The organism is Bdellovibrionales bacterium (assembly GCA_041662785.1).
Taxonomy (GTDB): Bacteria; Pseudomonadota; Alphaproteobacteria; order UBA9219; family UBA9219; genus UBA8914.
Genome location: JBAZRW010000003.1, coordinates 54008 through 66543 on the forward strand (window position 1 = coordinate 54008; position 12536 = coordinate 66543).

13 protein-coding genes are annotated in these 12536 nt (G+C 50.4%); 11 read left to right on the forward strand and 2 right to left on the reverse strand.

The window, feature by feature from the left end; all coding sequences use genetic code 11:
* The first annotated feature begins 68 nt into the window (after positions 1 to 68).
* From WC612_03650 to WC612_03670, 5 genes are read left to right on the forward strand one after another with little or no spacing between them, the layout of a single operon-like run.
* Positions 69 to 1076 (forward strand): NAD-dependent 4,6-dehydratase LegB, encoded by a 1008-nt coding sequence (locus WC612_03650; protein ID MFA6279872.1) that lies wholly within the window; start codon positions 69 to 71, stop codon positions 1074 to 1076.
* Positions 1069 to 1782: a sugar phosphate nucleotidyltransferase gene (locus tag WC612_03655; protein ID MFA6279873.1), complete on the forward strand. Its 714-nt coding sequence runs from the start codon at positions 1069 to 1071 to the stop codon at positions 1780 to 1782. Before WC612_03650 ends, WC612_03655 begins: the two co-directional genes overlap by 8 nt.
* Positions 1775 to 2626, forward strand: a complete 852-nt coding sequence (locus WC612_03660; GenBank protein MFA6279874.1) for an NAD(P)-dependent oxidoreductase — start codon at positions 1775 to 1777, stop codon at positions 2624 to 2626. The genes WC612_03655 and WC612_03660 overlap by 8 nt, the downstream gene beginning before the upstream one ends.
* The gene (locus WC612_03665; GenBank protein MFA6279875.1) at positions 2626 to 3564 is read left to right on the forward strand and encodes a glycosyltransferase; all 939 of its coding nucleotides are present in this window, start codon (positions 2626 to 2628) and stop codon (positions 3562 to 3564) included. Before WC612_03660 ends, WC612_03665 begins: the two co-directional genes overlap by 1 nt.
* Positions 3539 to 4408, forward strand: a complete 870-nt coding sequence (locus WC612_03670) for a GT-D fold domain-containing glycosyltransferase (GenBank protein MFA6279876.1) — start codon at positions 3539 to 3541, stop codon at positions 4406 to 4408. The genes WC612_03665 and WC612_03670 overlap by 26 nt, the downstream gene beginning before the upstream one ends.
* Here the strand turns inward: WC612_03670 and WC612_03675 are convergent.
* A complete protein-coding gene (locus WC612_03675) occupies positions 4405 to 5427 on the reverse strand; it encodes a hypothetical protein (protein MFA6279877.1) in 1023 nt (340 codons plus the stop codon). The genes WC612_03670 and WC612_03675 overlap by 4 nt on opposite strands.
* A gap of 225 nt (positions 5428 to 5652) precedes the next feature.
* On the opposite strand from WC612_03675, the gene WC612_03680 reads away from it, so the two are divergent.
* The 3 genes from WC612_03680 to WC612_03690 are packed head-to-tail and all read left to right on the forward strand — an operon-like array spanning position 5653 to position 8632.
* Positions 5653 to 6504 (forward strand): polysaccharide deacetylase family protein, encoded by an 852-nt coding sequence (locus WC612_03680; protein MFA6279878.1) that lies wholly within the window; start codon positions 5653 to 5655, stop codon positions 6502 to 6504.
* On the forward strand, positions 6501 to 7376 hold the full coding sequence (locus WC612_03685; protein ID MFA6279879.1) for a hypothetical protein: 876 nt from the start codon (positions 6501 to 6503) through the stop codon (positions 7374 to 7376). Before WC612_03680 ends, WC612_03685 begins: the two co-directional genes overlap by 4 nt.
* On the forward strand, positions 7373 to 8632 hold the full coding sequence (locus tag WC612_03690) for a hypothetical protein (protein ID MFA6279880.1): 1260 nt from the start codon (positions 7373 to 7375) through the stop codon (positions 8630 to 8632). The genes WC612_03685 and WC612_03690 overlap by 4 nt, the downstream gene beginning before the upstream one ends.
* Here the strand turns inward: WC612_03690 and trpC are convergent.
* Entirely contained in the window at positions 8629 to 9420 is a 792-nt protein-coding gene (trpC, locus tag WC612_03695; GenBank protein MFA6279881.1) for an indole-3-glycerol phosphate synthase TrpC, read from the reverse strand. The two genes, WC612_03690 and trpC, sit on opposite strands and share 4 nt — an antisense overlap.
* A 164-nt stretch (positions 9421 to 9584) precedes the next feature.
* Between trpC and WC612_03700 the strand changes: the two genes are divergently transcribed.
* From WC612_03700 to WC612_03710, 3 genes are all read left to right on the forward strand, one after another.
* The gene (locus WC612_03700; GenBank protein MFA6279882.1) at positions 9585 to 10892 is read left to right on the forward strand and encodes a nucleotide sugar dehydrogenase; all 1308 of its coding nucleotides are present in this window, start codon (positions 9585 to 9587) and stop codon (positions 10890 to 10892) included.
* Position 10893: 1 nt separating this feature from the next.
* Positions 10894 to 11880 (forward strand): NAD-dependent epimerase/dehydratase family protein, encoded by a 987-nt coding sequence (locus WC612_03705; protein ID MFA6279883.1) that lies wholly within the window; start codon positions 10894 to 10896, stop codon positions 11878 to 11880.
* Between the two features lie 92 nt (positions 11881 to 11972).
* Entirely contained in the window at positions 11973 to 12524 is a 552-nt protein-coding gene (locus WC612_03710) for a DUF2497 domain-containing protein (GenBank protein ID MFA6279884.1), read from the forward strand.
* Positions 12525 to 12536: the final 12 nt, after the last annotated feature.

Here is a 12536-nt window from a genome sequence, read left to right on the forward strand (position 1 = left end):
TTTGACTTTGGGCGGTGAAGTGGGGTAAAAGTCTATCTCCTTGTTTTTAACCTTTATGCGCGATTAACATGTCAAAACCCCAAAAGATTCTGGTCACGGGAGCCGATGGCTTCATAGGCTCTCACTTGACCGAAGAGCTTGTTCGTCAAGGGCATGACGTGACCGCCTTTGTTCTTTACAACTCCTTTGGCTCATGGGGCTGGTTGGATCACTGCTCGCCTGACGTGCGGGGCAAGTTTAAGGTTTTCTCCGGCGATATTCGCGATCCCAACGGCGTTAGGACGGCGATGGCGGGCATGGATGCTGTCATGCACCTTGCGGCGTTGATTGCGATTCCTTTTTCCTATCACTCGCCAGATTCGTACGTCGATACGAATATCAAAGGGACGCTGAATGTTTTGCAGGCAGCCCGCAGTGAGGGCGTGGCGCGGATTATCCATACCTCCACCAGTGAGGTTTACGGGACGGCACGTTATGTGCCAATTGATGAGGTTCACCCGCTGCAGGGCCAGTCTCCCTATTCAGCGACGAAGATTGCCGCTGATCAGTTGGCGATGTCGTTCTTCCTTTCATTCGGCACGCCTGTCGTGACGGTGCGCCCGTTTAACACCTATGGTCCTCGGCAATCCGCCCGTGCCGTGATCCCGACGATTATCACCCAATTGGCGGCAGGGCAGAGGCAGATAAAGCTTGGCTCGCTTCATCCTACGCGTGACTTCAACTATGTTGAGGATACCGTGGCAGGTTTTATTGCCGCCCTAACAGCAAAGGGCTGCGTTGGTGAGACGATCAATTTGGGGAGTAATTTTGAGGTGAGCATCGGCAAAACGGCGCAGATGATTGCTCAAGCGATGGGCACGCCCGTTGAAATCCTCTCCGATGACGAAAGGCTTCGCCCTGCCAAAAGCGAGGTTGAGCGTCTGTGGGCCTCGAATGAAAAAGCTAAGAAGCTTTTGGAATGGGCGCCCTGTTATGGCGGTGAAGAAGGCTTTGCAAGGGGGCTTCAAAAGACGATTGAGTGGTTCATAAACCCCGAGAATCTGAAAACCTATAAAGCGGGGATATATAATGTCTAAACGCGCTGTGATCCTCGCGGGCGGGAAGGGGACGCGGCTGCGTCCCTATACGACCGTCCTTCCCAAGCCGCTTATGCCGCTAGACGATCGACCGATCCTTGAAATTGTGATCAGGCAGCTTGCTAAGGCGGGGTTTGATCGCGTGACCTTGGCCGTTAATCATCAGGCGGAGCTTATCCAAGCGTTTTTCCAAGACGGCGCGCGGCTTGGTGTATCTATCGACTATTCTTTAGAAGATAAGCCGCTTAGCACGATGGGGCCGTTGAAGCTTATCCCTGATTTACCGGATCACTTTTTGGTGATGAATGGCGATATTCTTTCCGATCTTGATTATGGCGCTTTCTATGACAGGCATGTTCAAGCGGATCGTCTGTTCACGGTTTCCTCGATGGAAAGGGAGCAGCGCGTTGATTATGGCGTTCTTGATTTGAACGAGGCAAACGATTTAGTGGGCTTTCGCGAGAAGCCTAGCCTGACCTATCACGTCAGCATGGGCGTTTATATGGTCAGCCGTAGGGTTTTGGATGTTATCCCTGAAGGCCGATCTTACGGATTCGATCAGTTGATGCTTGATCTGATTAAGACAAAAACACCCGCAACCGTAGTCCCGTTCGATGGCTATTGGCTGGATATCGGCAGGCCGGACGATTACGAAAAGGCGCAGAGTGAGTTTGCTGCCATGAAAAGCAGGTTCCTTGATGATTGATGCCCTTGTGACAGGTGCAGGCGGCTTTGTGGGGCGAGCGCTTGTGGCTCGTTTGAAGGCCGAAGGCCGTGACGTTTTAGCATTGGATAGAGCCGCTGGTGAGGTTGAGGACGCCGCAACGTGGGAGGCTCTTCCCGCCGCTCGCTGTGTTTATCATCTGGCAGCGCGCACCTACGTCCCCGATAGTTGGCGTGATAAGGCCGCTTTTATTAAAACAAACGTGATGGGAACTGAACAGGCATTGGCCTATTGCCGCCAGCATGGCGCTCGCCTGATTTATTTAAGCGCCTATGTTTATGGGATTCCACAAAACCTGCCGATTGCTGAAGAGCACTCTGTTTCTCCCAATAATCCCTATGCCCTTTCAAAACACTTGGCCGAACAATTGTGCGCTTTTGCGGCGGCGTTTCAGGGCGTGGACGTAACGGTATTGCGGCCTTTTAACATTTATGGTGTTGGGCAGCGTTCGGATTTTCTGATCCCTACGATAATAGAACAAGTCAAAAGGGGAGATGTCATTCGCGTTAAAGACCTCGCGCCGCGCCGTGACTATGTTTATATCGATGACGTGGTTGAGGCGATGGTGAAGGCTGCAGCCTGTCCCTCTGGCTATCATGTGTTAAATATTGGAAGCGGCCAATCCTCTTCGGTAGAAGAGATTATTGCCACTGTCCAGCGCGTGGCGGGGACGTCTTTTCCCGTTTATTCCGAAGAGCAGGTCAGGGCGCAGGAAATCCCCGATGTTGTGGCAGATGTGCGGTTAGCCAAAGACGTTTTGGGCTGGTCACCGCGCACGTCGTTTGAGGAAGGAATACGAAACCTTATACGGATGGAGACGGCTTGATGAAGACGTCTGTTATTGTCTCCAGTATGAACCGCAAGGTAACGCTTTTGCGCCTGATGGACAATCTTGTCGCGCAAACGAATCGGCCTGATGAAGTGATCGTGGTTGAGGCCGGCGGTGGCACATGGTCGCCGGATGAAGTCCCCTCAGCCCTTCGTGCAGGCTTTAACGTCCTTTATGCCAAAGGCGAAGCCTTAGCGGTTTCGCGCGATAAGGGCCAGCAAGCGGCTACGGGGGATGTTCTTTTCTTCCTTGATGACGACATTGTCATGCCGAATACCTATGTCGCGCAAGCGCTCGCCTATCTAGCCGCTAACCCTTCCGTTATGGCGGTGGGGGGGGCTTATGTGGATAAGGATGCGCCGGATCGCGCAGACTCGAAGCACCTTTTTGCGCGTCTGATGGGGATTCATGGCGATGGACACGCCAACCGTCTTTTGCCATCGGGCTGGACGGACTATGTGCGTGGGCTCTATGCGCAAGAGGTTTCTGAGGCCGAATGGCTTTTTGGATGCAACAGCGTTGTGCGTGCTACGGCCTTTCCTAAGGCGCAATTTGCCACGGGTATGGCGGCGTGGTCGTTCTTAGAGGACGTTTTCTTCGGTCGTTCTTTGATGAAGAATTTTGGTCTGTGCCTACGCGTTCTTCCGTCCTTGCGCGTCATTCATGATCCTCCGTCAAGCGGGGGACGGATTAGTCCTGCCACGCTGCGGATGCGCGTTTTGTACCGTTATATTCTTTGGCGCGAGCATGTTGCCAAGAACCTAAAAAGCCGCTTTATGTTTGCCTTGGGCATGCTTGCCAATCTGCTTTTGATGATCAAGCAGGAAAAGCGTTTTTGGGTTGTTCCTGAAAGCCTTAAAGCGACGCTTTTTATCATCAAGAATCCAAACCTGTCATGGGAAGAAGCCAATGAGTTTATTTTTTCGAAAACGTAGCGTCTTTGGGCGGTTTCCGTTCGTTTATGTGATCCAGCTTTGGGATAATCCGGCATATTTCGTTTCTATTCTAAAAAGGCTTTTTATTTATAAACGCGACACAACAGATTATGCGCCGTGCTACAAGAACCTCCATTTTCTCTCGGCGCAGGAAACGCTAGAAGATTTAATGGCAACGGGAAAAAGTTTGGCGCGATACAGTGATGGCGAGATTGGCCAGCTGGTTGGCGCAGGGGAATACCCGCCGGATTCGGATTGGTGTCAAAAGAACTCTAAGGCGCTGATTGCTGATCTTACGGCATCGCTTTCTTCAACAGACTCACGCCTGATGGTGGCGGTGGATCCTCCGTCGACCTTTTTGGCGGCTCGCGACTCTGTTCATTCCATCCGCTTTGAATATGCGATGTGGCTGGATACGCGTCGCCTTTTATGGAAATACCTAAACCCCAGCGTTCGTTATGGTCACTGCCATCTTTTTATCAAGGCTAACTGCCCTGATCTTGATTGGGCGCAGTTGAGGGATTTTCTGAGCGATAAAGACATTATTATCGCTACAGGGCATGTGGAGAAGCTGAAGCATTTGCAGCTGGGGCGTAGGACGTTCTTTATCGAGTGCGGGACGGAAAACGCCTATGAGAAAAAGGAAGCCATTAGGGCAGCAATCCTGAAAAAGATCGAGGAAGAAAAACTGAATAAGTCGTCCACGATTGTTTTCGCCTCGCTTGGCCCCACGGCGGCCATTCTGGCTCATCAAATGTTGAACACAGGGGTGTGCTTGTGGGACACGGGCCATATGTTTGAGTTTGCAGCTACAGGTTTTATTGAGGACGTTTTTAAGGTCTAACCTTCTGCTGCGTTTTCATCCGCTTCTGGTGGGGCGAACCCGTACAGGAGCAAAAGCGGAAAGCCCAACGTTGATGTGATCATTTCTTCTTTGACCATAAGCAAAAGGAGCGCGGCCGCAAAGACTTTGTTTTTCATGCCGGGCTTCAGTCCGATTTTGACGATCACAAGAAATGAAAGAGCCAAGGCCAAAATCATGGCAGGTAAGCCCGCCTGCAAAAGCCAACGGCTGGCTACGGGATCAAAACCGCCGCCTTCAGAATACCGTGGGATTCCGTTGCCAAGCCAAAAGGTTTTTATGTCATGGGGCGCTTTGTATTGCGAAAGCGTATCCTTAGAAGAGTAGTCCTGTTTGAAATCGCCTGTTGCGACCACTTGAACGGCTGGCATAAGGCGAACATCAAAATGATAGGTAAGAAGCCGTTGAAGGCGTGGCGTTCCTGCCATAAACATGGTGGATAACACTAGAATCATAGCAATAAGAGCCCGTCTGTTGACCATCAGTAAAAACGGCCAAAGGAGGCATAAAGTTCGCGCACCGAATAAAACAGAAAAGCTGTTGATTACGGTTAGGGCCACCGATGTCGCTTTCTTGCGGTTAATAAGAAGAACGACGGATAAAAAACCAAGGAACGAGGAAACCTGAAAATTGTTCAAAAGTCCTGTTTTTCGCGTTGCTTCAGAATAAAGATGCCAGAAATCTGTCATAATCCAGCGAAACGGTGTGGGCAGAATCTGCGCTTCCTCAAGAATCTGAATGAAGACAATAAGACTGCTAACACTAGAGAGGACAAGAACGGCTTGCATAATCCGCTCAGGCGCTTTGGGAAACCAGCGAATGAGGGCGTAGGCAATAAGTCCTTCGATCAAAAGCCGCATTGCGCTAACAACGGGTTCAAGGGAGCCTTGTATGAAGTAAAAAGTCACAATGTTCCAGCCTGCAAAAGCTAGAAGCAAGATAGCCATAGGGCGAGCCAAATAGACGGGATTTTGAGAAAGGGCGTTTGCCGACTCGGCCATCCTTTTCCATGGTTGCGTGAAAAAGGTTATATTTTTCAAAACGTTCATATTTTTGGACGTGGCTAGAGTTTTGATAGTGAGGGGCTCGCAAGAGTCGTCTTGTGTACATTTTTCATGTCCCAAAGGCAAGGCTCCTGATATATCATACAAAAAATGGCGGGGGGTATTCACGATTCGGTTCCTGCTTTTTAATAGAGCAAGATGCCCCCTTTTTTTAGGTTTCTCATGGTAGGCAATCGTTCCATCATTATTCGCAGCCGTATCCACGCCTATCTGGCGGGGACTCTTTGCCTTGTGACTCGTGTTCTTGTGCCGTTTTTGGCGGCGCGCGACCACGGTAAGACGCGTGTCCTCGTCTTTCACCATCTTGACAAGGCGGCGTTGTTTGATCGCATCCTAAGGGTCTTGGCGCGGCGCTATCACTTACTTTCCTTTGACGACTATCTTCAAGGCAAAAAAGATCCGGCCCGGATCAACGTGATCGTGGCGCTGGATGATGGCTATCGTTCTTGGTTTGACATAGGAAAGCCGATTTTTGCGGCGCATGGGGTGAAGCCTCTTTTGTTCGTCAGTTCGGACTTCATAGGTCTAGAGGACGCGGCGGCAAGGCACTATTGCCAAGAGCGCATCAAGACATGGCAAGAACCTTCTTTAACATGGGAACAATTGGCAGTGCTGGCGGCACGGGGGGCGGAAGTGGGAGGGCATAGCCTTGGGCACACCAATATGTTGACGGCTTTACCGGAAGAAAGACTCGTCCTTATCGCGCAAGATCGACTAGCGTTAGAGGGAAAACTGGGCATTCAAGTTCGCTGTTTTTCCTATCCCTTTGGTCTGCATGGTTCTGCGCTTACGAAGGATGTCGAAAAATCTGGTTATGCCTATGGCTTTACGTCCGATTCAGGTTTTTTGGAAGATTCTAAAGGTCCCCTGCTTCTTAAACGAACCAACATTGGTCTTCGTCCTCCGTTCGTGATTGAGGCCTTTGTGGAAGGTTGGGGCGACAGAATTTCCGCCACGATGCGTCGCATCAAACAGGGCAATCTTTTGCGTTCCCTTACAGGTATCCGTCAATGATATCGACTGAAGAATTGATCTCCAAAATCGTATCAAGATGTGGTGCAAAACAATTCAATAAGTTTTGTAAAGCGCCTATCGATATTGATTTTTTCTTGCCTGAGGATAAAGTTTCTACTGCGCGTGGCCTTTTGTTGGAGGCAGGCTTTGTTATAACGCGCGAAACGTCCAGACAGATGGGTGTCCGACGTTTTGAAAAGGGACATTTATATATTCTCGATTTCTTTTGGGACTTTAATATATACACAGACCATATGCCGTTTTTTAAAGTATCTAAAGAGGGAAGCCTTTTCTTGGGGGGGTCTTCAGCGCTAAGGAAATGTTTTAAGGCGTTATGTTTAAATGATCGCTCTAAACTTAAAGCTGTTTCTGAACAGGGAGAGGCCTTTGCCTCTTTTCTTGAAAACAAATCGTATTTTAGTACGTTTCCTCATTTTCTATACAAGTTGTTTTTGGCCAAGATGCCGCTTGAAAGACTACTTCCTTGTATGGCCTGCCTCGTATTCCCCTTCCGCGTGATGCAAATTGTGCGCAATAGAGTTGAGGTTCTGGGGACGGGGCGCGCTTTGGCTTTTCAAGAAGAATCTTCTACCCAGTTTATTGATAAATTAAAATATATTGGACCAACATCCGTTGTTATAGTTCCAGCTTGTGCCGATGAACTTCATCGTTTTGGCCGCTGTTTCCTGTTGAAATGCAAAATTCATTGGCTTTGTTTTTTAGGGAAAATTGTTCTTGTTAATGCGTCAAACATAAAAAACAATTGTCTCCCTGTGTCCTCTTTATTCCCTGCTAATTCCGGCAAGCCTGATGAATTATTGAATGCGGCTTTGGCTGCGTTTTATCCTGTAAAACCCAGTTGTGTCCCATGAAACAACCCTTTCTTAAGCGCTTTCTATTTCCAGAAAACTTTAAACTCGTTCTTTCGAATGCCTTTGCGCATGGGCTTAATATCCTAGTGAGCCTTGCTTTTACTATAGTCACCGCGCGGCTGATGACGGTTTATGATTTCGGTGAACTGCGGACAGCCATGCTGATCCTTCCTTTGGTCATGGTTTTTTCTCTTCCTGGGTATGATCGAACAATTCTTCGCAATAGTCATATGAATAAAGCGATTGGTCTTTTGCGCATATTTACGCTGCGCTTTTGTTTCGCCCTTTTAGGCTCGTGTCTAATTCTTGCGGGCATTTTGATTTTTAAAGAATGTCTTAGCGTGTCTTTGCGCTTCTTTCTTTTGGTGATGGTCATCTTGTTGCCGTTTTTTGAAACAGGGACAGGCTATCGCAATTACTTAATCGGGATGAGGCTTCGCGATGTCGCCTTGAACCTTTTGTTGCGCACGCGTCTATTAAGCTTGTTGCTTTTGTTTGTTTTCTTTGGCCTTATTTATGGAATGGGGCTTGCGCCTATTGCCCTTTTTCCTGCGTATCTCTTGGCTCTCATTATTCCGACGCTCATTGCTTTTTTTCCTGTGGCCCTGCGGGAAAAGCGTTTGCGCGGTGATAAAAATAAGAACCTAAGGGCTTCGTGGTTGAGCGAGGAGGCGCGGCAGAACCTTTTCTCGGCGATAGGGATGACACTGGCGGGACTTGCCTATACAGCGGCTTTTTCGATCGATAAACTGTGGCTTCGGCATGAGCTGGGCGCTGCGGCGTTAGCCAGCTATTCTATCTTGGTCATGGTTCCGCAGGAAGGCTCTCGTCTTTTTGATGCGATGATCCCGCTCTTTTATCGCACTTTATTTTTTACCAAAGACAAAAAGAATAAGGGACGGTCACTCGCAGCCTTTGCGATAGTGCCCTTTGTCGCCGTGGCCTATGTCGTTTCGTTCTATTACCTCTCGCCGCTTATTTTTGGCGTGGCCTATCACTATGATTTCATCTCCGTAGCTTTGTCCGGCCTTTTGTTGTGTGGCATATCGTTTGAGTTTTTTTGCTCTCATAATCTCTTTGCCAAAGCAGGCTCACGGCGCTTGTTGACCTTTACCGTGACGAACTTGATCGTTACCCTTCCTGTCGTTTATGGCTCTTTGGCGTTGGGCGGTATAAACGGTCTTATGCTGGGTTTGTTTGTGAAACAGATCGTCGTGCCAGCAGGCTTTTTGATGATCCTAAGACGAAGGCCTTAGCCCCTTATCCGCCTGACGGCCTCGGCGATATTGCTTTGCCGCATCAATGACTCTCCGATCAAAAAGCAATGAACGCCTGCGCCCCCCATGCGCTGCAAATCCTCGGCGGTTTGAAGGCCACTTTCGCTGATGATCAAGCGGCCAGAGGAAACCATGGGGGCAAGCCTTTCCGTCGCTGCCAGATTGATGTCCAGCGTTTTCAGGTTGCGATTGTTGATGCCAATTAGCCCTGAGAGGGGGAGGCGTAGGGCGCGCTCCATCTCGGTCTCATCATGGACTTCAATCAGCGTATCCATGCCATAGGCGGTGGCGGCGGCCTGCATCTCGGCGGCCAGCGCATCATCTAGAAGGGCCATGATCAGGAGGATACAATCCGCGCCTATGGCGCGCGCCTGCGCGACCTGCCAGACATCGACCATAAAGTCCTTGCGCAAAGCGGGGAGGGCACAGGCATCTCGCGCTTGCCCCAAAAAGTCGTTATGGCCTTGGAAATAGGTTTCCTCGGTCAGGACGGACAGGCAGGCCGCGCCGCCCGCCTCATAGGCTTTGGCGATTTCGGCGGGGTTGAAATCAGCGCGGATAAGACCGGCGGAGGGGGAGGCCTTCTTAATCTCGCAGATAAGGCCAAAATCGCCGCCCTCAACCTTGGTTTGAAGGGCGCGGGCAAAGCCACGGGGGGGCAAGGCGGCCTTGGCGGCGCGATCTACGTCAGCAAAAGAGATAAGCGCCTTTTCTTTGGCTACTTGCTCCCGCCTTGTGTCGCCTATTTCGATCAGTTTGTTGCGCATGCCCCAGGATATTCGGAAATAACAAAACAATCAATCAAGAGCGAAAAAAACGTGATTCTTTACTAATTCCTTATTTTCCCTTGTTCTTGAACGTCTTCCATGTTGCCATAGGCGAAAAAGTGCTTTAGAGAGCAGTCTTGCCAATAAAGCTGCCGAGGTGAATCATGGCTGAAAAAATAGCCGTTATAGGATTGGGGTATGTCGGACTGCCGATGATGATCGGTGTGGCCAGACATTTTGAGGGCGTTGTAGGTTTTGATATTAATCAGCCTCGCGTTGCCGCCCTGAAAATCTTCCATGATTGGACGGGTGAGGTCGAAAGCCAAGATCTGAAGGCAACGACTGGCCTGATCACCGATAAGGCCGATGACATGCTGGATTGCAGCCTGTTCATCGTGACGGTTCCCACCCCTATCGATCAAGCCAAGCGCCCTGACCTGACGCCCGTTCTTGGTGCTTGCCGGACGATTGGCGAGCTTTTAAAGAAGCGGGCAGCGACGAACGGTAAGGCAGCCCTAACTCCTCTTATCGTATTTGAATCGACGGTTTATCCCGGATTGACCGAAGACGTGTGTGGCCCCGAAATCGCCAAAATCTCTGGTCTTCGTCAAAGTGTTGATTTCAAGATGGGCTATTCGCCAGAGCGCATCAATCCTGGCGATAAGGTCAACCGCCTTGAAACGATCACCAAGATTGTCAGCGCCGAGGATCAAGAAAGCCTTGACCGCGTTGAGGCTGTCTATGGATCCGTGATTACCGCTGGCCTGCACCGCGCCGCGAATATCCGCGTGGCCGAATGCGCCAAGGTTTTGGAAAACACACAACGCGATATCAATATCGCGCTGATGAACGAATTAGCTATCATCTGCGAGAAAATGAATTTGCGCACGCATGATGTATTGGCGGCAGCGGGAACCAAGTGGAACTTTCTTAAATTCACCCCCGGGCTTGTCGGCGGTCATTGCATCGGGGTTGATCCCTACTACCTTACGGCACGGGCTGAGGAGCTTGGCTATCACCCGCAGGTGATCCTGTCGGGACGCCGCATTAATGACGGTATGCCCGTTTTTATCGCACAAAAGATCATGAAAATGCTGGTCAAGGGCGGGCGGATGAAGCCTACGGCTCGCGTTGGCATTTTGGGCTTGGCGTTTAAGGAAAACGTGCGCGATTTGCGTAACAGTCGCGTGCCGGAAATTGTGCGTGAGCTAGAAGGTTTTGGCGTTGAGGTCATGGTTTTTGACCCTGTCGCCGATCCCGCACATGCCATGCACGAATATAATCTGCCTTTGTGCCAACGCGAGGACTTGAAGAATCTGGATGCTCTTGTCGTGGCCGTATCGCATCAGGCGATTTTGGATCATCTGAAAGATTTCTTGGCCGATGTTGCGGATGGCGGCATTGTGGTGGATATTAAATCCATCATAGATCCGGCGTCTGTCCCCTCTAACATCCAGTATTGGAGTTTATAATATGAAAGTTCTCATCACCGGCGCGGCTGGTTTTATCGGATCGACTTTGGCGCTCAAGCTTTTTGAGCGTGGCGATGAGGTTGTCGGCATCGACAATCTGAATGATTATTATGATGTGAATCTGAAAAAGGCGCGCCTTGCTCGCGTTCAAGAGGCAGGGAAGGGCGCGTTCACCTTTCACCAGCTGAACATCGCGGATAAGGACTCCATTCTGGCTTTGGAAGACAGCTGCAAGGATGTTACGCATGTCATGAACTTGGCAGCGCAGGCGGGCGTACGTTACTCGCTTATTAATCCGTTCGCTTACGTTGAAACAAACGTCATGGGTTATGTTGCGGTTGCTGAGTTGGCTCGTCGCTTGCCGAAGCTAGAGCAATTTGTCTATGCCAGCTCGTCATCGGTTTATGGCGGCAATACCAAGACGCCGTTCTCAATTGAAGATCCCGTCGAAAGACCCGTATCCCTTTACGCCGCCACCAAACGCGAGAATGAGCTTATCGCCCACACATATGCGCATTTGTACAAGATGCCCTGTACGGGCTTGCGCTTTTTCACGGTTTATGGGCCATGGGGTCGTCCTGATATGGCGGCTTACTTGTTCACTAAGAACATTATCGCGGGAGAGCCTATCCCCGTCTTTAACAATGGGAACATGCGCCGCGACTTCACCTATATCGACGATATCGTGTCGGGCGTGATTGGCGTGTTTGATAACCCGATGAAGCTGGAGGAAGGCAAAGTGCCGACCCGCCTTTACAACATCGGTAACTCGCACACGGAAACACTGATGGATTATATTGGTGAGATTGAAAAAGCCCTTGGCAAAAAAGCCATTTATGACTTTTTGCCCATGCAGGCTGGTGACGTTCCGGCGACCTCGGCGGACATTGAGGCCACCAAGCGCGACTTTGGTTTTTCCCCCACGACGACAATCCGCGAGGGGATTCCCAAGTTTATTGAGTGGTATAAGACCTATCACGGCGTTTAAAACGTGTGGAATCCGGCCTTTCGGTTCGGACTTGCAAAGACCCTGTGAAACGTTAAACTGCTCATAGTCCCACCAACTATGCGATTCGTTCCATGACAGACGTTCAAGAACCAGCCCCATCGTCCGAACCGTCGATGGAAGAAATTTTGGCTTCAATCCGGCGTATCATCGCGGATGAGAAGGATCCCGCGACGGCGGCCGCTATTGTTCCTGAAGAAGATGCGTCAAAGGAAGACGTTTTGGAGTTGACGCAAATGGTTCAGGATGATGGTTCGGTTGTGGATGTAAGTGCCGAGGTTGCTTTTGAAGAACCCGCGCCTTCTCCGACCACGGCAGATGCCATGGACTTTGATCCAGTGCCAGTTACTCTGCCATCGGCACCGGATGAATCGCTCATGTCCCATGATGCCGCTAACGCAGCGACGTCGTCTCTGGCTGCCTTGGCTAGTACGGTGCAGATTGAACGACGTGCTGCCTTTGAAGGCCATACGCTGATCGGTGAGGGCGGCCGGACGCTTGAGGACATCGTGATGGCCCTGATGCGCCCGATGCTTAAGGAATGGCTGGATCAGAACCTTCCGCCTGTTGTTGAGCGCATTGTCCAAAAGGAAGTCGAGCATATTGCTCGCCGCGCCACAGAATAAGCCCTAGCTTTT